The organism is Telluria sp. LT2P80 (assembly GCF_059685955.1).
In genome coordinates, this window is the sequence record NZ_JCASIO010000001.1 from 894,387 (window position 1) to 917,130 (window position 22,744).

24 protein-coding genes are annotated in these 22,744 nt (G+C 58.5%); 14 read left to right on the forward strand and 10 right to left on the reverse strand.

Features of this window, described 5'->3' with window-relative positions; genetic code table 11:
- Positions 1-2 precede the first annotated feature (2 nt).
- From AC56LW_RS03955 to AC56LW_RS03990, 8 genes are all read left to right on the forward strand, one after another.
- The gene (locus AC56LW_RS03955; protein ID WP_499631851.1) at positions 3-746 is read left to right on the forward strand and encodes a glycosyltransferase family 2 protein; all 744 of its coding nucleotides are present in this window, start codon (positions 3-5) and stop codon (positions 744-746) included.
- A gap of 10 nt (positions 747-756) precedes the next feature.
- Positions 757-1,383 (forward strand): PI-PLC domain-containing protein, encoded by a 627-nt coding sequence (locus AC56LW_RS03960; RefSeq protein ID WP_499631854.1) that lies wholly within the window; start codon positions 757-759, stop codon positions 1,381-1,383.
- Positions 1,376-1,990: an HAD family hydrolase gene (locus AC56LW_RS03965; RefSeq protein WP_499631856.1), complete on the forward strand. Its 615-nt coding sequence runs from the start codon at positions 1,376-1,378 to the stop codon at positions 1,988-1,990. Before AC56LW_RS03960 ends, AC56LW_RS03965 begins: the two co-directional genes overlap by 8 nt.
- Positions 1,991-2,003: 13 nt before the next feature.
- Complete coding sequence (locus tag AC56LW_RS03970) at positions 2,004-2,735, forward strand: glycosyltransferase family 2 protein (protein ID WP_499631859.1); 732 nt, start codon at positions 2,004-2,006, stop codon at positions 2,733-2,735.
- Positions 2,732-3,058 carry a hypothetical protein gene (locus tag AC56LW_RS03975; protein ID WP_499631861.1) on the forward strand — a complete coding sequence of 109 codons (327 nt, stop codon included), beginning with the start codon at positions 2,732-2,734 and terminating at the stop codon, positions 3,056-3,058. Before AC56LW_RS03970 ends, AC56LW_RS03975 begins: the two co-directional genes overlap by 4 nt.
- A 2-nt stretch (positions 3,059-3,060) precedes the next feature.
- A complete protein-coding gene (locus tag AC56LW_RS03980; protein ID WP_499631863.1) occupies positions 3,061-4,524 on the forward strand; it encodes a GMC oxidoreductase in 1,464 nt (487 codons plus the stop codon).
- A complete protein-coding gene (locus tag AC56LW_RS03985) occupies positions 4,514-5,128 on the forward strand; it encodes a hypothetical protein (RefSeq protein ID WP_499631866.1) in 615 nt (204 codons plus the stop codon). The genes AC56LW_RS03980 and AC56LW_RS03985 overlap by 11 nt, the downstream gene beginning before the upstream one ends.
- A gap of 901 nt (positions 5,129-6,029) precedes the next feature.
- Entirely contained in the window at positions 6,030-7,085 is a 1,056-nt protein-coding gene (locus tag AC56LW_RS03990) for a phytanoyl-CoA dioxygenase family protein (RefSeq protein WP_499631869.1), read from the forward strand.
- 46 nt (positions 7,086-7,131) lie between these two features.
- Here AC56LW_RS03990 and AC56LW_RS03995 read toward each other — a convergent pair whose 3' ends face one another.
- Together AC56LW_RS03995 and AC56LW_RS04000 are read right to left on the reverse strand one after the other, a co-directional pair.
- Positions 7,132-8,277 carry a DUF1501 domain-containing protein gene (locus AC56LW_RS03995; RefSeq protein ID WP_499631872.1) on the reverse strand — a complete coding sequence of 382 codons (1,146 nt, stop codon included), beginning with the start codon at positions 8,275-8,277 and terminating at the stop codon, positions 7,132-7,134.
- A 3-nt stretch (positions 8,278-8,280) separates the two neighbouring features.
- Entirely contained in the window at positions 8,281-9,651 is a 1,371-nt protein-coding gene (locus tag AC56LW_RS04000) for a DUF1800 domain-containing protein (RefSeq protein WP_499631875.1), read from the reverse strand.
- A gap of 186 nt (positions 9,652-9,837) precedes the next feature.
- On the opposite strand from AC56LW_RS04000, the gene AC56LW_RS04005 reads away from it, so the two are divergent.
- The 4 genes from AC56LW_RS04005 (at position 9,838) to AC56LW_RS04020 (ending at position 14,784) form a co-directional block, all read left to right on the forward strand.
- Entirely contained in the window at positions 9,838-11,199 is a 1,362-nt protein-coding gene (locus AC56LW_RS04005) for a chloride channel protein (protein WP_499631877.1), read from the forward strand.
- 330 nt (positions 11,200-11,529) lie between these two features.
- The gene (gene nhaA / locus AC56LW_RS04010) at positions 11,530-12,762 is read left to right on the forward strand and encodes a Na+/H+ antiporter NhaA (protein WP_499631880.1); all 1,233 of its coding nucleotides are present in this window, start codon (positions 11,530-11,532) and stop codon (positions 12,760-12,762) included.
- Positions 12,759-14,087 (forward strand): TrkH family potassium uptake protein, encoded by a 1,329-nt coding sequence (locus tag AC56LW_RS04015; RefSeq protein WP_499631883.1) that lies wholly within the window; start codon positions 12,759-12,761, stop codon positions 14,085-14,087. Before nhaA ends, AC56LW_RS04015 begins: the two co-directional genes overlap by 4 nt.
- Positions 14,080-14,784, forward strand: a complete 705-nt coding sequence (locus tag AC56LW_RS04020) for a potassium channel family protein (RefSeq protein WP_482899832.1) — start codon at positions 14,080-14,082, stop codon at positions 14,782-14,784. The genes AC56LW_RS04015 and AC56LW_RS04020 overlap by 8 nt, the downstream gene beginning before the upstream one ends.
- Before the next feature lie 33 nt (positions 14,785-14,817).
- On the opposite strand, the gene rfbC is transcribed toward AC56LW_RS04020, so the two are convergent.
- The 7 genes from rfbC to AC56LW_RS04055 all read right to left on the reverse strand — a co-directional run bounded on the left by rfbC (position 14,818) and on the right by AC56LW_RS04055 (position 20,589).
- On the reverse strand, positions 14,818-15,363 hold the full coding sequence (rfbC, locus tag AC56LW_RS04025; protein ID WP_499631886.1) for a dTDP-4-dehydrorhamnose 3,5-epimerase: 546 nt from the start codon (positions 15,361-15,363) through the stop codon (positions 14,818-14,820).
- Positions 15,363-16,256 carry a glucose-1-phosphate thymidylyltransferase RfbA gene (gene rfbA / locus AC56LW_RS04030; RefSeq protein ID WP_499631889.1) on the reverse strand — a complete coding sequence of 298 codons (894 nt, stop codon included), beginning with the start codon at positions 16,254-16,256 and terminating at the stop codon, positions 15,363-15,365. The genes rfbC and rfbA overlap by 1 nt, the downstream gene beginning before the upstream one ends.
- Positions 16,253-17,158 carry a dTDP-4-dehydrorhamnose reductase gene (gene rfbD / locus AC56LW_RS04035; RefSeq protein WP_499631892.1) on the reverse strand — a complete coding sequence of 302 codons (906 nt, stop codon included), beginning with the start codon at positions 17,156-17,158 and terminating at the stop codon, positions 16,253-16,255. The genes rfbA and rfbD overlap by 4 nt, the downstream gene beginning before the upstream one ends.
- The gene (gene rfbB, locus AC56LW_RS04040) at positions 17,155-18,231 is read right to left on the reverse strand and encodes a dTDP-glucose 4,6-dehydratase (protein ID WP_499631895.1); all 1,077 of its coding nucleotides are present in this window, start codon (positions 18,229-18,231) and stop codon (positions 17,155-17,157) included. The genes rfbD and rfbB overlap by 4 nt, the downstream gene beginning before the upstream one ends.
- 274 nt (positions 18,232-18,505) lie before the next feature.
- Positions 18,506-19,225 (reverse strand): heavy metal sensor histidine kinase, encoded by a 720-nt coding sequence (locus tag AC56LW_RS04045; RefSeq protein ID WP_499631898.1) that lies wholly within the window; start codon positions 19,223-19,225, stop codon positions 18,506-18,508.
- Positions 19,226-19,246: 21 nt separating this feature from the next.
- Positions 19,247-19,921: a hypothetical protein gene (locus tag AC56LW_RS04050; protein WP_499631900.1), complete on the reverse strand. Its 675-nt coding sequence runs from the start codon at positions 19,919-19,921 to the stop codon at positions 19,247-19,249.
- A complete protein-coding gene (locus AC56LW_RS04055) occupies positions 19,918-20,589 on the reverse strand; it encodes a heavy metal response regulator transcription factor (protein WP_258835355.1) in 672 nt (223 codons plus the stop codon). The genes AC56LW_RS04050 and AC56LW_RS04055 overlap by 4 nt, the downstream gene beginning before the upstream one ends.
- Before the next feature lie 130 nt (positions 20,590-20,719).
- Between AC56LW_RS04055 and AC56LW_RS04060 the strand changes: the two genes are divergently transcribed.
- Positions 20,720-21,220 (forward strand): GlcG/HbpS family heme-binding protein, encoded by a 501-nt coding sequence (locus tag AC56LW_RS04060; RefSeq protein WP_499631903.1) that lies wholly within the window; start codon positions 20,720-20,722, stop codon positions 21,218-21,220.
- 55 nt (positions 21,221-21,275) lie between these two features.
- The gene (gene uraH / locus AC56LW_RS04065; protein ID WP_499631906.1) at positions 21,276-21,713 is read left to right on the forward strand and encodes a hydroxyisourate hydrolase; all 438 of its coding nucleotides are present in this window, start codon (positions 21,276-21,278) and stop codon (positions 21,711-21,713) included.
- Between the two features lie 46 nt (positions 21,714-21,759).
- On the opposite strand, the gene cynR is transcribed toward uraH, so the two are convergent.
- Positions 21,760-22,656, reverse strand: coding sequence for a transcriptional regulator CynR (gene cynR / locus AC56LW_RS04070; protein WP_499631909.1), 897 nt, complete (start codon positions 22,654-22,656; stop codon positions 21,760-21,762).
- Between the last annotated feature and the right edge of the window lie 88 nt (positions 22,657-22,744).

A 22,744-nucleotide genomic window follows, 5' to 3' on the forward strand; every position in this document is an offset into this window, starting at 1 on the left:
AAATGCTAAATATTGTTATCCCAATGGCAGGCGCCGGCAGTCGGTTTGCAAGTGCAGGTTATAAAGATCCAAAACCTCTTATTCAAGTGCACCAAACTCCAATGATAAAAGGGATTATCAATAACTTGAGACCTTTAAGGCAACATAGATTTATTTTCATTTGTCAGGCTGAGCACGTAAAGAAATACTCGCTTAATGATCGGCTGAAAGAATGGGCGCCAGACTCGGTGATAGTTGAAATCAATGGAATCACAGAGGGGGCTGCTTGTACTGTTTTGCAAGCAAAGCCGTTCATCGACAACGATAACCAATTGATGATTGCTAATAGTGATCAATATGTTGACTACGACATCAATACCTATTTAGAAAAAATTTCAAAGCAAAATCTCGATGGGCTCATTATGACTATGACGGCAGATGACCCGAAATGGTCTTTTGTTGATTTTTCTGATGATGGCTTTATCTCGCGGGTGGTTGAAAAAGAGGTTATATCAGATGAAGCCACAGTAGGGATTTATAATTTTACTCGTGGCTCGGATTTTGTTAAAGCAGCCGAATCAATGATTGAATCAAATGAGCGCGTTAATGGAGAGTTTTATGTTGCGCCAGTTTACAATCAGCTCATCATGAAGGGTAAGCGCATTGGTCATGAAAACATTGGTAGCGAGCATGCTGGCATGTACGGCCTCGGCATTCCTGGAGATCTAGATAAGTTTCTTCAATTGCCATTGTCTAAAAAATTCTGAGGGGATAGGCATGCAAATCCTGAGTCATCGTGGGTTTTGGATCACGTCGAATGAAAAGAATACTGAACTGGCATTTAGAAGGTCTTTCGAACTTGGGTTTGGAACAGAGACAGACGTACGAGATCTTGACGGCAGACTAGTCATATCTCATGACCCTGCAACTCAATCATCCATGCCTCTAGAAATTTTTCTCGATATCTACGGTCAATCAAATCTACCACTGGCGATTAATATAAAAGCAGACGGATTGGCACAAAAATTAAGAGCTGCGATGAATGAGAGGCATCTAACTAACTGGTTTGTTTTTGACATGTCTATTCCTGATACCCGACACCAACTTGCCGCTGCGAATCCAGTTTTCATGAGAATGAGCGAATTTGAGCGCAACGTGCCATGGTTAGATCGAACCCAAGGAATATGGCTTGACTCATTCGAAGATGAATGGTACCTCGATGGGACATTGTCGGGGTTATTGATATCGGGGAAACAAATCTGTGTTGTTTCTTCTGAATTGCATGGAAGAGATAATTCTCGTCTTTGGAACAATCTTTTAAGTTTAAAACATCATAAAAACTTGATGTTATGTACAGATTTACCGTTAGATGCAAAACAATATTTTGGAGAAGTTGATGATTAAAGCAGTTATATTTGACATGGACGGTGTTCTGATCGAAGCCAAAGATTGGCATTACGAAGCTTTGAATAAGGCACTGTTACTTTTCGGTTTTGAGATTAATAGGTATCAGCACTTGACAACATATGATGGACTACCCACGTCCAAAAAGCTTGAAATGTTATCTCTTGAGTCGTCTTTACCAAAGGAACTGCACAAGTTTATTAATGAAATGAAGCAAGACTACACGATGGAGATTGTGCAATCTAAATGCAAACCGGATTTCGTTCACGAATTCGCCCTTTCACGTCTTAAAGGGATGGGGCTTAAACTCGCAGTTGCTTCAAACTCGATTCGGCAGACTGTCGACGTTATGATGGAGAAAGCAAAGTTGGCGCAGTACCTTGATCTGACTTTATCAAATGAAGATGTCAGCGCCGCCAAGCCAAATCCCGAAATTTATATAAAAGCAATCAACCACTTCGGCTTCAGCCCGGATGAATGTTTGATTGTTGAAGACAATGAAAATGGTATAAGAGCAGCGCGTGCCTCAGGTGCCCATGTTCTTCCAGTGACAGAAGTAAGTGATGTAAATATAAATAATATCCTCAGTAAAATTAAATCGATTTAAAATTAAAGTTAAAATGAATATTCTTATCTTGGCTGCAGGAAAACCAAATCCCGATTTTAGCGAAGGCTACCCTTTGTGCTTGACTGAAATCGAGGGAGTGCCATTAATCGAAAAAATTCTGGATGCATGCTCTAACCTTGAAATCTCCGATATCATATTTGCACTTCGCTCAGAAGACGTGAGACGTCATCATCTCGAAAATGTCGTCAAATTGCTCTCGCCAAACGCTAAAACAATAACTGTTTCGGAGAAAATTCTTGGAGCTGCGTGCACAGCACTTCTTGCTGCCGGTTACATTAACACTGATGAAGAATTGCTGATTGTTAATGGTGACTCGTTAATCGATGTGAACTACGGTGATGTTCTTCAGGAATTCAGAAATCGTGGTTTAGACGGTGGTACAATCACGTTTCCCTCAGTTCATCCACGATATTCTTACGTACGAACTGACGAAAGCGGCTACATAGTGGAAGCTGCTGAGAAGAACCCAATTAGCCGCCATGCTACGGCGGGGCTCTACTGGTTCGCAAAAGGACGTGATTTTGTTCGTGCCGCGCAAAGTATGATTCGTAAAGATGCTCAAGTGGGAGGACATTTTTTCATATGCCCCACATTTAATCAGCTTGTTCTTGAACATGCAAAACTAGGAATTTTTGAGATCGATGCAAAGCAATATCATCAACTTAAGACTGAGAAGCAACTTATTCATTACGAAGCGACTCTTGATCACGCGAGGTATGCATGAAAGAATTTAAATTAGAGAATATGGTTAAGGGTTGGTTTGTTGGCGGTTTCGATCCTACAGCATTTAAAACCGATACATGTGAAGTTGCCGTTAAGCATTACAAAGCAGGCGATTACGAAGCGCCACATTTTCATAAAGTAGCCACCGAAATCACTGTGATAGTTTCTGGAGTGGTGGAAATGTGTGGGAAGCAATGGAGCGAGGGAGATATAATCGTCCTCCTGCCGGGGGAAATTACAGACTTCCATGCTTTAACCGATGCGATTAATGTGGTCGTCAAATTACCCGGGGCTCTAAACGATAAGTTCATCGTCGAGGAATAGAAATGTTCGTTAAGAACTTAGTGATAGGTTCAGGCTTTGCGGGACGCACAGTCGCTTCGTACTTAGGCGAATCGGTTTTAATCGTAGATCGAGGCGAACGCTTGGATCACTCTATAGTGATCAAGCGGCGCCAGTCGGGAGAGGCGGGAGGCGCGGTTTTTCGCAGCGCCCTGCCATGGAATGAGTTTTCGCCCCTGTCAGATATTTGTGTATCGTACTATCCCATGATAGTTGGGGGCGCCTCAAATGCATGGGGTGGTAATATTCGCCGTTTCCCCCCCACTACTTTTGAAAGGACCGATGCAGCTATCGCATGGCCGCTTTCTTTCCGAGAGATGCTGCCATGGTATGAGTTGGCGGAATTGCGTTTAAACCTGACAGGCGATCCTGCATACGCTGGTTCACTACTATCCAATACGACGGAAGGGTTTAAGCAGTGGCGCTACGCGCTGCGTCCATATTTCGATGGAGTGGGACTAAGTCCTATTGCGATCAATACAGGTCGTCTTGGAAAATTTGGCCAAGGAGTCTGCCGTGGTCGCAGCAATTGCGAAACTTGTTATGAGGATGCAAAAGCTCGTCCAGATAATATATTTCCACATATGGAAATTCTCCCTGGATCTCAATGCCTTCATTTGCAGTTTGAAAATAACAGAGCTACCTCGGCTGTTTTTTATAATGGCCGAGAAGTTTTTGAAATTGAATTCGAACGCTGCATTATTGCTGCCAACGGCATTGAATCACCCGCAATTTTACTTAGATCCGAATTGCCATCAGATGTTAGAGCACAGTCAATTGGTAAGTATGTTCAAGATCATGCTCATTTCGAAGTTCAATGTGTTGGCTCGTATGACCTACCTTACAATAGTACCGCAGCTTTTGGTCATGTGTACATTGACGAATTGGCCGGAGAATATTCTGGAATTGAGGTATCTTGCTTTGTGCTAACACACGAGTCACCAGTTGACGATCTGGGCGAATCGGCATTTAGCATTTTTCGGTTGCATTCGGATATATCTGAGTTGTCCTCGTCATCTCGTAGAATTATTTCTTTTTACTTTGAGTTTGAAATACCTGCGACCGAGGAAATATACGTCGCTCTTCGAGAAGATGGATCTCCTCGCTTAGAAGACTCAGCATATATGGATTTTATCCCGCAATATGATGAAGCTAGAAAGCAAATCATTCTCAAGTTGGAGGAACGCGGATTAAAAATTATATGCCAGCAATGTCATTATAGAGGAGGCTATGGTGGGCATCACTTTGCCGGTACGCTGAATATGGGCTCAGGAGTTAACGCTGTATGCGATGCTACCGCTAAGCTGATTGGAACTAGCAACGTTTATATTGCTGGGACAAGTTTAATTCCGCGTGCTGGGGGAGAAGGCCCTACACTAACGGCTGTTGCTTTAGCCGAGCGCCTTGGTGATCATCTGAGAAAACAGGATTCACAGAATGTCGGTTGAAGGAAATTATTTACGACAAGCGGCCGAAATTTGCGCAGAATTGGAGAATGCTTACAAAATTCGATTGCTTGAGGAGGTAGTCAAGCCCATGATCAATGCTGGCCTTATAAGTGGCCCGTCAGGCCATGAGTTTTGGTATGCATCCAAATCTTTTGAAGAAATTATTGATTTGCTAGGAAGTCGGTTCGGTCATGATATTCTTTTCCCGATACCAACAAATTGTGGAACATGGTTTAATGCAGAAATCGACCCAGTAACATCGAAACCATTTCGGTTTTTTAATCGTTATGCATGGCTGGATGTTAAGTTATCAGAAAATAGCAATTTTATAAAAATTACATTTGCTCACTATATTGATGAAAATATTTTTTCAAAATTGATCCTAAAATCTGAAGATATTGATTTCCCAATGTACAAACGTGACACTGCCGATATTGGCTATATTAGTCTTTATTTTCTTATACCAAGTTCTCTTAAATCGAAAGAAACCATTCGATTAGAGATCGAAACTGAAATCTCAGAAATTCCCGCACTGAAGTACGAAGATAATTCAGACTGGCGTCGACTAAGTGCTGCAATTTTTTATCCTGAATGTGTCGAGTAGTTGGACTTTAATTTTCGGCAGGCAACCGTCGTGTAATTCCTCTCGCCTTAGCTTTGTACCAAGGACTTTAAACGGATCGATTTTTAAGGGGCTTCGTGCAATGGAATCTATGATCAGGTTCCCGCGTACAGGAATGAACATCCGCTGGCCGCGCAATCTGCCGCACTTAATGGCGTCCTTGGCCCTGTGCCCTATGACGCAGCCGTCCCCTCATCTGGTGTCTTAAAAAATTCGCTTCGAAGATCGACTTGGCCGAGGCCCCCCTGGCGGTCTGTTGCTCGCTAGTGAATGCGTAAGCCCAGATCCGCTCCGCGGTAATGCCCGTCATAGCCAGCTTGGGCTGGCGTCTAACGCGATCTACCAGTCGTTGAAGCGTTTCAGTGCGCTTTGCACTAATAGCCGACTTCTGCTATCGGTTATCGGAGTTTTTTTATCTCTGGTGACCCACCGTACTGCTGCGGAAACGCAGCCTACTTGTAGCCTGCTGGAAGAATCGACGAGAGCGCCAGCGGTTTTCCTGCTCTAATTCATCGGATTGTGGCTATTAGTCTGACCAGGCGTACCATCCGGAATCTTCGTACTGGCGTTGCTTTTCTAGTGCAGTTATGGAACTTCCCAATTTACCCAAATAGCATGAGATGGATCGCATTAGCACTGTCGGGTCTCTCACAAGAGGCTTTGGGCTTTAAGGACGGATAAAAATATGCTCGCAGAAAACTGTTATGGTAACTGTTGGCATGCTCGATCGCCACTACAGCATCGTCCACTGTTGCGCTGATTTATGTATGCAGTTAATTACTAGCCTTTCAAATCAAGACGAAACTTTAGCGCTAGCTTCATAAACCTATAGGCCGACAATATTTATTGGATTATCATGTCAATCTTATAAAACTAGGGATTTATGACGACCTTTAAAAACTCGCTGCCCGGTGTTCCCAATGTTGAACATCCTTTATTCGCGCGCATTTTCGACGAATCCATCGCCCCAGAAATCCGTCGCATAGCCTTTGAGCTAGCAACCAAAGGCTACGCAGTACTAGACTTCCCCGATCCGGATTTCCACTCGATGGCCGAGTCGATCAAGCAAAATCTTCACCCCCACTACGATTTCGAGGGCTGGCGTGACCACGGCCACAAAGCCGGCATCAGCCTGCGCGTCCAGGACGCATGGGAATTCGACGACAACGTCAAGCGCATTGCGTGCAACGAGAAGGTGCTGGCCCTGCTGTCACAACTGTATGGCCGCCAGGCCTGGCCATTCCAGACGCTAAACTTCCCGGTCGGTACCCAGCAGCACTTTCACACCGACTCGATTCACTTCAGCTCCAGCCCTGAACGCTTCATGTGTGGTGTGTGGGTCGCCATGGAAGATATCGATGCGTCCAATGGCCCACTGATGTACTTCCCCGGCAGCCATCGCTGGCCGATCTATACGAACGAACATATCGGCAAGTGTATTGCGGAGCTGGAAGGTACCAAGTCACAGGCCATTTACGAGTCGATGTGGCGCGACCTGGTAGAAGCACATGATGCGCAGCCAGATTATTTCCATGCGAAGAAGGGACAAGCGCTGATCTGGGCGGCCAATCTGATGCACGGCGGCACGAAGCAACTCGATCCGAGCCGCACCCGCTGGTCACAGGTTACCCATTACTTTTTCGACGACTGTGCGTATTACACGCCGATGATGTCCGACCCCTTTTATGGCAGCATCGCGTTCCGTACGCTCACCAACATCGTCACGGGTGAACCTGTCCCCAATCGTGTCGCCGGTTATGAGATTCCCGAGAGCTTTATTGAAGCGACAACGCCGGGACAAACAAAGTGGCATGCGGCGCCAGCATTTGATCCCCAGCTATACCTGCTGGCCAATCCGGACGTGGCAGCAGCTGGCGTCGATCCAGAGCAGCACTACCTGGAGCATGGGAAACGTGAAAAGCGCCGGCTGCGTCCCTGAGCTGAAGCAGTGGCGGCCATGTGTCGATACACGGCCGCTACCTGGCTCAACCGCGCAATAGACGCGATGACGCCTTGTCCGGCCGCGAGTCAGGGAACAACACCTGCGCAGTGCGTTGCGGATCAAGCAAAAACGCATCGGCGCAGGCTTGCGCTACCAGCGTGTCAAGGCCGAGGGTCGGTCGCAAGTCACGATTGTCGAGCAGGTCAGCGGGAGCAAGTCCCGGCCAGTCTGCGACGATCTTCCCGCCTTTCACCGCGCCGCCAATCAGCATGGCAGCCGATGCAGTCCCATGGTCGGTCCCGCCCGTGCCATTTGCCGCGACGGTGCGCCCAAACTCGGTGGCAACGAGAATCGTCGTCTGCCGCCACGCATCGCCAAGCCCCTGCTGCAGTCCGCTGATCAAGTTATCGAGGTTGGTCAGCTGCGTGGCCATGCGCCCTTTTTGCGTACTGTGCGTATCCCATCCGTCCGTTTCGATCATGGCAATCCGGGGGCCATCTGCGCGCGCCAGAAAGCCAGCAGCGACCTTGCCCAGTTCAGCCGGCGACTGCTGGCCCTTGCCGCCGGTAGCTGCGCCGGCCATGCCCTGCGCCTTGAGCGCCGTTGACCAGAGTCCGCTCAGCTGGGCATCGCCTTCGTACAGCTTCTGCACGCGCAGCAGCAGATCGTCGTTGGCGTGCGGCAGGCCGGATGGCGCGTACGACGCGACATCGATCGCGCCGCGCAGCGCCAGCGGCAGTGTGGGCGCAAACGCGATGGCCTGATTGCTGCGCCGTGGCAGCATGCCGGCCAGCCGGTTCATCCAGCCATCCTTGATGTCGAATGGCGCCTTGCCGCCCGTCTCGAGGACATTTTGCGCGTCGAAGTGCGAGCGATCGCGGTACGGTGACGCCACAGCATGAAACAGGCTGGCCTGCCCTGCTTTGTACAGATCGGCAATGCCGGTCAGCGATGGGTGCAGCGCAAACGTGCCGTCCAGCTTCAATGCTTCGGCGGGATCGATGGCAAGCGCGCCGCGCAACCTGGCATACGCGGGGTCGGCGTAAGGAATCACCGTATGCAGGCCATCGGCGGCGCCACGCTGGATGATAAACACGAAGCGGCGCTCGGTGTCGGCGCCTGCGAATGCGATCCGGGGCGCGGCAAGCAATGCGGCTGCGCTGGAAATGAAACCTCGTCGGTTGAGCATGTTTTACCTTCTCAGGAATTCAGGCGATGCCAATAGCAACGCAAGCGCATTGGCCGGGCTTTCCGCCTGTGCAATCGCGGTGGCGGTCGCGCCGCTCAAGGTACCTGGCAGGACACGCGGCGCCAATGCACGCGCGTCGATCTTGTTGCCAAACTCCGTGGCCAGGCGCTGCGCGATTTCCACCCGGCGCAGCAGCGCATCGGGCGCCGCCCAGGTGGCAGTCACGTCACCATAGCCGGCCGGCGAGCCAGGCCGCCAGACGGGCTGGCCAAGCCGGGCCATCAGAAACTGGATGCGCGCCGCCGGCACGGTCTGCACGCCCATGGCGCGCAGACCGGACAGCGTCCAGTCCCAGGGCGACTTGAACTTGGCGGCCACTGGCGGCATATCACCTGCTGCGCTCACCAGTTCCCGGTACAGCGCCGGCAAGTCGCCGCCGGTATGCAGGAACCGCTCCGCCAGCCGCTTGACCAATGCCGGCGGTGGATCGTCGGTGATGAAGTGGCGCGCGAGCTTGGTAGCGATGTGGCTGGCTGTGGCAGGCGCTCTGGCCAGATCGCGCAGGATGGCCGTTGCCTGCTGCTGCCCATCGTCGGCATAGCTGCGGCCAAGCACCGTCCGCACGCCGGGCTCGTGCTGGTTTGCCTGGAACCGGAAGGTTTGCTCGGCGTCCTCAAGCGACTGCTGGCCAGGCAGCGTCCAGCCGGTCAGCGCGCGGGCGAATTCCAGCACGTCGGCCTGGGTGTAGCCGCTGCGCACGCCCAGCGTGTGCAGTTCGAGAATTTCGCGCGCCAGGTTCTCATTCAGGCCACGGGTCGGGCGGTCCGGCGCTTTCGCGCTGGCCCGGCGCGCGGCAACGCTGTCCGGCCCCGTCGAGGCGGACTGGTCGAGATACAGCAGCATGGCGGGATGGCGCGCCGTGGCGAGCAGCAAATCCTCGAACCGCCCCAGTACATGGGGCCGGATGGCGTCGGCCTCGAAGCTGGCGGCGAAGCCAAGCACCGGTACTTTGTCGACCGAGATCGCAAAATGGTTGGCCCAAAAGTGGACCAGGCGTTCGACGAACGGCGTGCTGCTCTGCAAGGCACTGTTCGTGCGTGCTTCCACGCCGGCCAGATAGGCTGCCCTGCCCGCGCGCTGGTAGTCTGCACGGACGCTCGCACGCTGCGCCTCGGGTGCGTTGCGGATGGCGGCTTGCTGCTCGGTCCACTGCGCGGCGCGCTTTGACGTGCGCTCGATGGAACGCCATGGAACCGGCAACGGCTCGTAAGCATCGAGCTGTGCCAGCAACCAGCGCAGTGGATCGGCAACGGGCTGGTCGTCCGGTCGCGCACCGAGGCCCAGGCGGTTGCGCGCAATGGAATCGTTGATCATGGTCCCGAGTATAGAACCGTCACCACCCCGGCAGGTCATACTGGCCTGTATGGTCTGTAACTGTTCGTAACGGCCTGGCTGGCGATGCGTGCAGAATTCCTTCCATATTTGTGTCATTACAACAGTGTGGGTGCAAATACATTCGCACAAATCTATATAATACGGCCTCGTTCCCTCGAGCCCACCATGTCCCACGACCCCTCTCCGCACGACGTACGATCCGCCTTCAAACGCGAACTCATTTCTGCCAATCTCTGGCGCACCCGCATCGTCGTCGTCGGCACGGCCTCCATCGCCGGCCTCGTGGTCGTGGCGTTTACCTGGCTGGCCGAGTCGGCATTCGCCCAGTTCAACAAGATCGCCGACTTCGCCTGGTGGGTGCCCCTCATCTGGACGCCGCTCCTGTGCGCCGCCATCGTCTGGGTCACCCGGCGTTTCGTGCGCGGCGCGGGCGGTTCCGGTATTCCGCAAGTGATGGCGGCGCTCGACCCGGCTATTTCCGGCGGTCGGCGGCCCCTGCTCGTATCGCTGAAAATCAGTTTTGCGAAGATCGGCCTGACCTCGGCTGGCCTGCTGGGCGGCCTGTCGCTCGGTCGTGAAGGCCCGTCGGTCCAGATCGCCGCCGGCGTGATGCTCGCCGCGCGCCGCTGGCTGCCGCGCGGCAGCGGCATCAGCGCCCATTCGCTGCTGGTGGCCGGCGGCGCGGCGGGGATTGCGGCCGCGTTCAACACGCCGCTGGCGGGGATCATGTTCGCGATCGAAGAATTGTCGCGCGCACCCGAGCAGCGCAACAGCGGCCTGATCGTCGCGGCGATCGTGCTGGCTGGTCTGATCGCGGTGTCCGTCCATGGCAATGGCCCGCATTTCGGCGTCATCCATCCGGGGCCGATCGGGTTGTCGCTGCTGTGGCCGGGCTTGCTGGCCGCCGTCGTGTGCGGTTTTGCCGGCGGTCTGTTTGCGCGCGTGCTGATCGCCAGCCTGCGGGGCGTCTCGCCCGACCTGCCGACGCGCTGGCGCGCCCGCTATCCGGTGCGCTTCGCACTGGGCTGCGGCTTCCTGATCGCGGTCATCGGCGTACTCAGCGGCGGGGCAACCTATGGCAGCGGCAACGAAGCCACGCGCAGCCTGCTGGAAAACGAAGCCAACGTGCCGGCGGCATTTGCGCTCTTCAAGTTCGTCGCGACCTGGCTCACCGCCTGGTCGGGCGTGCCGGCCGGTATCTTCGCGCCGTCACTGTCCATCGGCGCGGCCATGGGTCAGAACATCGCTTCGCTCACCGGTTACCCGCATGGCGCGGCGCTGATCGCGCTGGGCATGGTGGGTTTTCTGGCGGCCGCCACGCAGGCGCCGCTGACGGCCTTCATCATCGTCATGGAAATGGTCGATGGCCACAGCATGGTGCTCAGCCTGATGGCCTGCGCGGTCGTTGCCAGTACGGTCTCGCGCGTGCTCACGCCGCCGCTGTATAGCGCGCTGGCGACGATCCAGTTGCCGCCGCGCCCGGTTCACCCGGCGAGTCCGGGCGAGCCGCCCGAGCGTGCGCCATGACGCGCAGCCCGCGCCGTAGCGTGGGCGGCATGTCAAATAATTACGTTATAATCCGACCAGGGTGTTCATGCCGCCAGGCATGACAGGATTTGCGCTGGTCGGGCCGCCACGCGGGCCACTACGCGACCACCATGCACCTGCACTTCTACCAGGCTTACGGGCCAACATCCGCTGTCCACGACCCGATCGGCCGCCATGGCCGGGTCTTGCCGTACATCTCGTCACACCTTACGTCATACCCTACTTTCACGAGCGCCCCGGCAGCAGCTGTGCCGCCTCATTCCACACGGGGGTTGCCAGATGACGCCCAAGCACTTTTGGAGATTCACCATGCGCATTGAAAAGCGTCTATCGAACACGTTCAAAGAATTCGCCGCGTCCGGCAAGGCGGGCGGCACGATCCTGATCCTGTGCACCATCCTGTCGCTGATGGTCGCCAATTCACCGTGGGGTGCGCCGTACCTGGCATTCTGGCAGATCAACCTGGCCGGCCTGAGCGTCGAACTGTGGATCAACGATGCGCTGATGGCCATCTTCTTCCTGTTGATCGGCCTGGAACTGCAGCGCGAACTGAACAACGGCGAGCTGTCCGACCTGCGCAATGCGCTGCTGCCGATCATTGCCGCGGCAGGCGGCGTGGCGGTGCCAGCGCTGATTCACTTCACGCTCAATGGCGGCACCCACACCCAGCCGGGCATGGGGATTCCGATGGCCACCGACATCGCGTTCGCGCTGGGCGTGCTGGCCCTGCTGGGCAGCCGGGTGCCGGCGTCGCTCAAGATTTTCCTGACGGCGCTGGCCGTCATGGATGACCTGGCCGCCATCATCGTCATCGCCGTGTTCTATACGGCAGAGCTCAAGGTCGGCTACCTGGTCGGCGCGCTGGGCATGTTCGTCGCCTTGTTCCTGATGAATCGCCGCCTGCGGGTGCTGGCGCTGTGGCCTTACCTGCTGGGCGGCGCGGTGATGTGGTTCCTGATGCTGATGTCGGGCGTGCACGCGACGATTGCCGGCGTGCTGCTGGCCTTCACGATCCCGTATTCGCACACGCAGGACGATCCTGCTTCGCCCGCCCACCGGATGGAGCACGTGCTGCACACGCCGGTCGCGTTCCTGATCCTGCCGATCTTCGCGCTGGCCAATACCGGCATCGTGATCGGCGCTGGCTGGGCCGGCGAACTGATGTCGTCGAACAGCATGGGCATCATCGCCGGTCTGGTCGCCGGCAAGCCGGTCGGCATCTTCCTGTTCACCTTTGCCGCCGTGATGCTCGGGGTGTGCCGCCTGCCGCTCGATCTGGCATGGCGCCACGTGATCGGCGCCGGCCTGCTGGGCGGGATCGGCTTCACGATGTCGATCTTCATCACCAACCTGGCCTTTGTCGGTGAGGCCGAGATCATCAACGCGTCGAAGATGGCGATCCTGGCGGCGTCGCTGACGGCGGGCATCCTGGGCTTCGTGTGGCTCAAGCTGTTCGGCGCGCCGGCCGAAGGCGATACCGATCCGGACACCATGGACTTCGATGACGGCACCACGGACACCGGGCCAGCCCGGACGGCATGACCACCATCCTGCATCCGGCCAGGGTCGTCGTCCTGCTGTTTGCAGGCGCGATCCTGGCCGGCACGCTGCTGTTGATGCTGCCGCTGGCCAGTGCCAGCGGCCAGGGCGCGCCGCTCATGGTGGCGTTCTTCACGGCGGTATCGGCCGTATGCGTCGGCGGCCTGGCCGTGGTCGATACGGGCACGTACTGGTCGGGTTTTGGCCAGGCGTCGATCATGGTGTTGTTCCAGCTGGGCGGCTTCGGCATGATGACGGCGGCCACGCTGCTGGGCCTGATGGTGAATCGCTCGTCGCGCCTGCGCACGCGCCTGATCGCGCAGACCGAAACGCGCTCGCTGGGCATGGGCGACATCGCCAGCGTGGCCCGGGTCGTGCTGACCGTGTCGGTGCTGCTGCAGCTCGTGATCGCCGGCATCCTGTTCGTGCGGCTGCGCGCCGGGTACGATCTGGCGTGGGGCGACGCGGCGTGGAGCGCCCTCTTCCATGCTGTCTCGGCGTTCAACAACGCGGGCTTTTCGCTGCATGCCGACAGCCTTACCCGTTATGCAAGCGATACGCTGGTGCTGCTGCCGATCATGATCGCCATCGTGGTCGGCGGGATTGGTTTTCCGGTGCTGCACGATCTGCGCCACCGCTTGCGCGATCCGCGCCACTGGTCGCTGCACACCAAGCTCACCCTCACCGGCACGTTGTTCTTGCTCGTGGGCGGCTTCGTCACGGTGCTGCTGTTCGAGTGGAACAACGCCGCCACGCTGGGCGCCCTGTCGACGCCCGACAAGCTGATGAACAGCATGTTCATCTCGGTGGCGTCGCGCACGGCGGGTTTCAATACGGTCGACTACAGCGTGCTGACGCCCGAGACCTGGGCGCTGCACTATCTGCTGATGTTCATCGGCGGCGGCAGCGCAGGCACGGCGGGTGGCGTCAAGGTGGCCACTGTCATGATCCTGGTCCTGCTCGTCGTGGCCGAGGCGCGCGGCCAGTCCGATACCGAGGCCTTCGGCCGCCGGGTGGGGATGGCGGCGCAGCGCCAGGCCGTGACCGTGCTGGTGCTGGGCAGCGTGATCGTGGCGCTGGGCACGGTGGCGCTGCTGCGGATCTCGCATTTTCCGACCGATCAGATTATCTTTGAAGTCATCGCGGCCTTTGGCAGCGCGGGCCTTTCCACCGGCATCACGGCCCAGCTGCCGGCCTCCGGCCAGCTGGTGCTTGCCTTACTCATGTTCATCGGCAGGGTCGGCACGATCACCCTCGCGACCTCGCTCGTTCTGGGCAAGCGGCGCATGCCCTATCGTTATCCGGAGGACCATCCAATTGTTGGGTAGAATTTTCACAGAACAGTTCGCTTTTTCGGCGGGCGACAGCGTCGTCGTCATCGGACTGGGCCGCTTCGGCGGCGCGGTGGCGCAATCGCTGATGCGCCTGGGGCACGACGTCATGGGCATCGACCGCAAGGAAGAGCTGGTGCAGCTCTGGAGCGAGCGGCTCACGCACGCCGTGCAGGCCGATTCCACCAACGAGAACGTGATGCTGCAGCTGGGCGTGGCCGACTTTTCGCACGCCATCGTCGCCATCGGCTCGGACCTCGCGGCCAGCCTGATGACGCTGATGGTGCTGTCCGAACTGGGCATCAAGGATATCTGGGTCAAGGCGATGACGCCCGAGCACGGCCAGATCGCGCAGCGCATCGGTGCCCATCACGTGGTCTACCCTGAGGCCGACATGGGCGCGCGCGTGGCCCACCTGATCACCGGGCGGCTGATGGATTTCATCGAGTTCGAAGACGGGTTTGCGATCGCGAAGATCAATGCGCCGGCCGAGACGCACAACATCACGCTGGCCGAATCGCACGTGCGCGCGCGCTTTGGCGTCACGGTGGTGGGCGTGAAACGGCTCAACGAAGACTTCCAGCATGCGCTGGGCGAGACCCGCATCCTGCCGGGCGACCTGTTGATCGTGTCGGGCCCGACCAAGAAGATCGAGCTGTTCGCCGGCGGCGAGAAGAAAGGCAGGAAGCGCTAGGGCCGTGCCAGGGCCCCGGGTCTATGCGACCACTTACTCGAACACTTCCGCGGTAGCGAACATCGTGCCCTTCTCGTCCTTGGCCGACACCGATGGCGGCGCGCTGATCGGCCAGGTAATCGCCAGGCTCGGATCGTTCCAGACGATGCAGCGCTCGTGCTCGGGCGCGTAGTAGTCGGTGGTCTTGTAGACGAACTCGGCCGTTTCGGACAGCACGACGAAGCCGTGCGCGAAACCTTCGGGCACCCACAGCTGGGCCTTGTTCTCGGCGCTCAGGATTTCACCGACCCACTGGCCGAACGTCGGCGACGCGCGGCGCAGGTCGACCGCGACGTCGTAGACGCTGCCGGCGACCACGCGCACCAGCTTGCCCTGCGGCTGCTTGATCTGATAGTGCAGGCCACGCAGCACGTTGCTGGTGGATTTCGAGTGGTTGTCCTGCACGAACGACACCTTGCGGCCTACCGCTTCTTCAAAGCGGGCCTGGTGGAAGCTTTCGTAGAAAAAGCCGCGGTCGTCGCCGAACACGCGCGGTTCGATCTTCAGGACATCTGGAATTGCCAAGCGAGTAATCTGCATCAAAATACCTTTTCATTCAAAACACGCACCAGATACTGGCCGTAGCCGTTCTTGCGCAGGGGTGCTGCCAGTTCTTCGAGCTGCGCGGCATTGATCCAGCCCTTGCGATACGCGATCTCTTCGGGGCATGCCACTTTGAGGCCCTGGCGCTGTTCGATCGTCGCGATGAACTGGCCGGCGTCGAGCAGCGACTCGTGGGTGCCGGTGTCGAGCCAGGCGTAGCCGCGGCCCATGATCTCGACGTTGAGCTTGCCGATGTCCATGTACATGCGGTTCAGGTCGGTGATCTCGAGCTCGCCGCGCGGCGACGGCTTGAGCGTGCGCGCCATCTTCGCGACGTTCTCGTCATAGAAATACAGGCCTGTCACCGCATAATTCGAGCGCGGCGTGGCCGGCTTTTCTTCCAGGCTGATGGCCTTGCCGTCGTCGCTGAATTCCACGACGCCGTAGCGCTCGGGATCCTGCACGTGGTAGGCGAAGACGCTGGCGCACTCGGTGCGGGCATCGGCGCGCTCGAGCAGCTGGTTGAAATCGTGGCCGTAGAACAGGTTATCGCCCAGCACCAGTGCCGACGGCGAATTGCCGATGAAGTCTTCACCGATGATGAAGGCTTGCGCCAGGCCGTCGGGCGACTCCTGCACCGCATACGACAGATTCAGGCCCCAGCGCGCGCCGTCACCCAGCAGTTGCTGGAAGCGCGGCGTGTCTTGCGGCGTCGAGATGATCAGGATGTCGCGGATGCCGCCGAGCATCAGGGTGCTCAGCGGGTAGTAGATCATCGGCTTGTCGAACACGGGCAGCAGCTGCTTGGAGATTGCCAGCGTGGCCGGGTGCAGGCGGGTACCGCTGCCGCCGGCGAGGATGATGCCTTTGCGTTGCATAGCGTTGCTCATAGATTTCCTTGCGCCGACAGTTCGGCGATCAATCGGTTGACATGGTGGCGCCAGTCGGGCAGGCTCACACCGAAATTGGCGCTGAACTTGCTGCAGTCGAGCCGCGAATTGGCAGGCCGCGCAGCCGGGGTCGGGAACGCACTGGCCGCGATCGGCTGCACGGCATCCGGCCCGGCCTTGAGCACGGCGCCATGGCTTTGCGCCTGTGCCAGCACATGCTGGGCGTAGGCATGCCAGGTGGTGGCGCCGGCAGCGGCCAGGTGGTACACGCCCGACAACCCCTGCGCATCCGTGCCCGGTGCAGCGATGCGGTGCAACGCCAGCGCCGTGACGTCGGCCAGCAGCTCGGCGCCGGTCGGCGCGCCATGCTGGTCGGCGACCACGTTGAGCGACTCGCGCTCTTTGGCCAGGCGCAGCATCGTCTTGGCGAAGTTGCCGCCGCGCGGTGCAAACACCCAGCTGGTGCGCAGGATCAGGTGGCGCGCGCCGCTGGCGGCAATGCGCTGCTCGCCGTCATATTTGGTACGGCCATACACCGACAGCGGATTGACGGCGTCGGTTTCGACCCAGGCGCCCTCTTTCGTGCCATCAAAGACATAGTCGGTCGAGTAATGCACGAGCCAGGCATTGCCGGCGGCGGCTTCCTCGGCCAGTACGCCCGGCGAGACGGCATTAATGTTGTGCGCCATGGCCGCATCGCTCTCGGCCTTGTCCACTGCGGTGTAGGCAGCGGCATTGACGATGACGTCAGGCGCAAACGCGCGCACGACGGCGCGCAGCGATTCGGGATCGGTGAAATCGGCGTCGGCGCGGCCCAGAGCGCACAGTTCGCCCAGCGGCGCGAGTGCGCGTTGCAGTTCCCAGCCGACCTGGCCATCTTTACCCAGTAGCAGAATCTTCATGCGGCAGCGTTTTCTGCCGTGTACTGGCGGTCGACCCATTCCATATAGGCGCCGCTGGTGACGTTCTCGACCCAGGCGCCGTTGGCGAGGTACCATTCGACCGTCTTGCGGATGCCCGTGTCGAAGGTTTCGGCCGGGCGCCAGCCCAGTTCGCGCTCGAGTTTGCCGGCATCGATCGCATAGCGGCGGTCGTGGCCCGGGCGGTCTTTCACGAACGTCATCTGCGTTGCGTACGACGCGCCGTCGGCGCGCGGCTGCAGTTCGTCGAGGATCGCGCACAGCGTGCGCACGACGTCGATATTGGCTTTCTCGTTCCAGCCGCCGACGTTGTACGTTTCGGCCAGGCGGCCGTCTTCGAGCACGCGGCGGATTGCGCTGCAATGGTCGGTGACATAGAGCCAGTCGCGGATCTGCTGGCCATCGCCGTAGATCGGCAACGGTTTACCGGCCAGCGCGTTGTGGATCACGAGCGGGATCAGCTTTTCCGGGAAGTGGTACGGACCGTAGTTGTTCGAGCAGTTGGTGGTCAGGACCGGCAGGCCGTAGGTGTGGTGGTAGGCACGCACCAGGTGGTCGGACGCTGCCTTGGTGGCCGAGTACGGGCTGTTCGGTTCATAGCGGTGCTGCTCGGTGAAGGCCGGCGCATCGCTCTCGAGCGTGCCATACACTTCATCGGTCGACACGTGCAGGAAGCGAAAATCCGCCTTGGCTTGCTCGTCCAGACCATTCCAGTAGGCGCGCACGGCTTCCAGCAGGTTGAAGGTGCCGACGATATTGGTCTGGATGAAGGCGCCCGGGCCTTCGATCGAGCGGTCGACGTGGCTTTCGGCCGCGAAGTTCAGCACGGCCCGCACCTTGTGCTCGGCCAGCAGACGCGCCACGAGGGCGCCATCGCCGATGTCGCCGCGTACGAAGTGGTGGCGGCTGTCGCCTTCCAGGCTCGTCAGATTTTGAAGATTGCCGGCGTACGTCAGCTTGTCGAGGTTGACGACGGGTTCGTCATTGTGAGCGAGCCAGTCGATGACGAAGTTCGAGCCAATAAAGCCCGCTCCGCCAGTCACGAGGATAGTCATGCCTGCAGTTCCTGGTAAAGGTATCGGTGGCTGCGCGGCGCCCTGGGCGCTGCGCGAACCTGAGAATTGTCGTGGACGAGCGGCGCTGGCCGCTCATACAGTGTTGCTTCTATTTTATGATGACTAGGTAGCAAAAATGTGACATGTCGCCACATTCTCCGGGCACTATAGGTATTCTGTCAATGCCGGATAGTCTGTAGGTTTCGTTGAGGTAATCCCAACATCTGCCCAGAAAGTATGTCACGCAGATAACCGACCGGCTATGCACAGTCAGTTACATCCCGTTGTCGTGTCTGGTCTTCACAGATTGTGGGAACAACAGGACGAAAAGATTGCCCGTGTCGTCGCTTTCGGCCCGCGCTTCACCCCCGTGCAAATGCATGATTGAGGCGACAATGGCCAGTCCCAGACCACCCGAATCACCTCCCTGGCTGCGCGCCGGGTCACAACGATAAAATCGTTCGAACAGGTGTGGGAGATGGGCGGCCGGGATCGGTATGCCGGTATTGTGCACGGCGATGCTGACCGTTCCACCATCGGCGCAGGTCTGGATCGTCACCGTACCTTCGGCCGCGCCGTAGCGCAGCGCATTGGCCAGCAAGTTAGCCAGGGCACGCCGCACCAGCGCGCGATCGGCAACCAGTTCGCCTGCCGCGTGCACCACGACGCTGATCCCGCGTTCTTCGGCCACGCCTTCGAAATAGTCCACCAGCTGGGTGCACAACTCTGCCAGATCGATCGTTTCAAGCGTGACGCCGTTGGCCGGCTGCTCCGAGCGTGCAAGAAACAGCATGCTGTCGATCATGCGCGCAAGGCGCTCGTATTCTTCCAGATTTGACGCCAGCAGCTGTTCATAGTCATCAACGCTGCGGCGCTTGCGCAGCGCGTGTTCAGTGTGCCCCATCAGGTTATGCAAAGGCGTGCGCATCTCGTGGGCAAGGTCTTCGGAAAAGCGCGACAGCTGGACAAAGCCGTCGGCCAGGCGCGTCAGCATCTGGTCGAGCGCTGCGCCCAGTTACTGCAGCTCCTGCGTTTCTTCCAGCGGTACCGGTGTCAGCTTCACCGCCACCTTCTGCTGCAGGCGCCGCACGTCGACGGCGGCGGCCTGCTGCGCCATCAGCCGCACAGGCCGCAGCGCGCGCTGGCTGATCAGCCAGCCCAGTACGAACGACAGCAGCGCCCCGCCGGCCAGCGCCGCCGCCAGCGTCATGCGGTAGCTGGCCAGCATGCGCTCGCGCTCAGCCAGCATCTTCGCGGCGACCACGGTGAACCGGCGGTTGCCCTGCCAGACATCGACCCAGGCCAGCCGCGCCGCCTGGCCGGTGGCGACATCGGTGAGGCGGATCGATGGCGCGGGTGGCAGGGACGGCAGCGCCAGGCCGCCCGGATTGACAGCGATCAGCAACTGCCCCTTGGCGTCGAGCATCCACAAGGCGTTGTCGCGATTGCCCAGCATGTTGGCGTACAGCTGCGGGCGCCGGCGCAACGCCTCGATACTGGCGCTGTCGGCAACCAGCGCGCGCATGCGATCAATCCGGCCTGCCAGCGCGATGTCGTCGCGCCACGCCAGTTCGCTTGCCAGAGACCGGTACAGGAACACGCCGATGGCCCCCAGCAGCAGCGCGCTTGCCAGGGCAAACCACAGCGCCAGGCGCATGCTCAGCGAACGGGGCGCCAACGCAAGCCTCATGGCGTCTCACCCAGCATGTAACCCATGCCACGTACCGTATGAATCAGTTTCAGTGGATAGGGATCGTCGATTTTCACGCGCAGGCGACGGATGGCCACATCAACGACGTTGGTGTCGCTGTCGAAGTTCATCTGCCACACGTGCGAGGCGATGACCGCACGCGAGAGAACCTCATCGACCCGGCTGACCAGCAGGTGCAGCAGCGCGAATTCCTTGCCCGTCAGGGTAATCCGGTCGCCCTGACGCGTGACCCGGCGGCGCAGCACATCGACCTGCAGGTCGGCGACACGAAATTCCTGCATGTCGCGCGGCGGTCCGCGCCGCAGCAAGGTGCGCACGCGCGCCAGCAGTTCGGCAAACGAAAATGGCTTGACCAGATAATCGTCGGCACCCAGTTCGAGCCCGCGCACGCGGTCTTCGATTGCGTCACGCGCCGTCAGGAACATCACCGGCGTGGCCGACCTGGCACGCACCAGTTGCAGCAGCGCCCAGCCGTCAAGGCCTGGCAGCATCACGTCGAGGATCACCAGATCGAAGTCGAACTCCTCGATCATGTAACGGCCGTCAAAGCCATTGCTTGCCACTTCGACGATGTAGCCGGACTCGCGCAAGCTCTTTTGCAGGTAGTCGGCCGCCTTGCGTTCATCTTCCACAATCAGTATGCGCATTGCCTGGCTCCTTGTGCCGCAATCTTACTGCCCGCCACGCGCCAGATGACAAAACTGTCATCTGGCCGTCATCTGGTTGTCGCCATGCGCTGCGTACCATGCGGCCATTCGAACACCACCGGGATGATTCATGTACCACCAACTGCCTGCAGGTCTGCTGATCGCGTTGTCGCTGGCCTGCACCCAGGCCAGCACCGCCGCCCCGCTGACCGTACCCCACCGCACTATCTCACTCGATGGCGCCAGTCGCCTGCTCGACGCGGCGATGACTGCCTGCCATGCCGACGGCAGAGTGCTGGCCGCCGCCGTGGTCGACCGCGGCGGCAACCTGGTCGCCCTGCGCCGCGACGATGGCGTCGGACCGCACAACACCATCGCTGCCCAGCGCAAGGCCTACACGGCGCTGTCAACCAGAACGGCGACCCGCCTGCTGGCCGCCAATGCCCGCGCCAGCGCCGAAGCAGCCAACCTCAATACCGTCGACACGCTGCTGCTGCTCGGTGGCGGCGTGCCACTGATGGCTGACGGCGAGCTCATTGGCGCCATCGGCATTGCCGGCGCTGGCGGACCGGCCACAGACGAAGCCTGCGCACTGGCCGCAATCGACAACGTGTTCCGCAAGACGCCCTGACCGCTTGCGACATTGACGTTCCGCTTATTTTTACATCCACCTCTACGGAGAACACATGAAATTCATTCAGACCCTGCTCGTTGTTACCCTTGGCGCTGCTGCGCACTGCGCCAGTGCCGCGGCCGCACCCACCGTCGCACCTGCCACCGCGATCAACCCGCTCAGCGTCCATGTCCTCAACCTGCAGGACGGTTTGCCATCAGCCGATGTGGCTGTCACCCTCGAACAACGCGTGGGCGACGGATGGAAGATGCTCGGCGAAGGCGTCACCAATGCCCAGGGCCGCATCCCTGCCCTGTTCCCCGCCGGCGTGGCAATGGTACGCGGCACTTACCGGGTCACATTCAAGACCGGCAAGTGGTTTGCCGAGCACAAGAGCCCGACGTTCTTCCCCGAAATCCCTGTCATCTTTACGGCTGACGGCAGTGTGCCGCATTACCACGTGCCGCTGCTGCTGAGCCCGTACGGCTATTCGACCTACCGCGGCAATTGAATCCGTACAGCGGCAAAGGCTGTCAGCGGCGCGCCGGCACAGAGCATCAGGCGCCTGACGTCAAATCCCGCACCAGGTTGGTCAATACGTCGACCAGTGCTTTGCTTGCCGCTGTGCGATACGCCCCCTTGCGCCAGGCGTAGACGACATGGCGCGACGGCATCGCCGGCAGCAGCGCAACCGCGTGCAGATCGGTATAGGTGGCAGAAATCGGGTTGGGCAGAACTGTGCCCAGTGTTCCCTGACGAACGATCTCGACCAACGCGCCAATGGCATTGACTTCGACGGCGACCTTTGCCTCGATACCATGGGATGCGCAGTACGCATCGATTTGCTGGCGGGTAGCGAATGACTTGTTGAGCAAGACCAGCGGTTCGGTAGCGAACGCCGCCAGCGGCAACGCGGCAGACCGGGCGGCGAGTCGATGACTGGCGGCGGTCACGAAGCCAAGGTGTTCCTCGTACACCGGTGTGTAGTCGAGTTCACCCGGCTGCAGCGGGCTGAAAGCGATGCCGAGGTCGAGTTCGTCGTTGATCAACATCGCTTCAATGTCCTCCTGCGCAATTTCCAGAAAACTGACTGTAACCCCTGGATGCAGTGCATGGAATCGGGCGATCAGCGGACCGATCAGATACAGCGATAACGTCGGCGGCGCAGCGCAACGCAGCACGCCACGGTGTGCAGTGCCGACATCCTGGATCGCGCGGACGCCGGCGTGAAGATGCTGCATGCCGAGTTTGGCGTGGCCCATCCATGCCTCGCCGGCATCCGTCAGGCGCACGCTTTTTCCACTTCGGTCAAACAGCTGGACACCCAGCAATGCTTCGAGCTGCTTGATCTGCTGTGACAGCGCCGGCTGAGACACATGCAGCGCCGCGGCGGCACGGGTGAAGTTGCGATGCTCTGCAACGGCAAGAAAATAGCGGATATAGCGCAGCAGCATGGACGTTCCGATGATTCGTTTTACTTATCGACATCATCGCATATCGGTCTTGGACCTTATGGTTAGGCGTTGTTATATTCGCCGACCG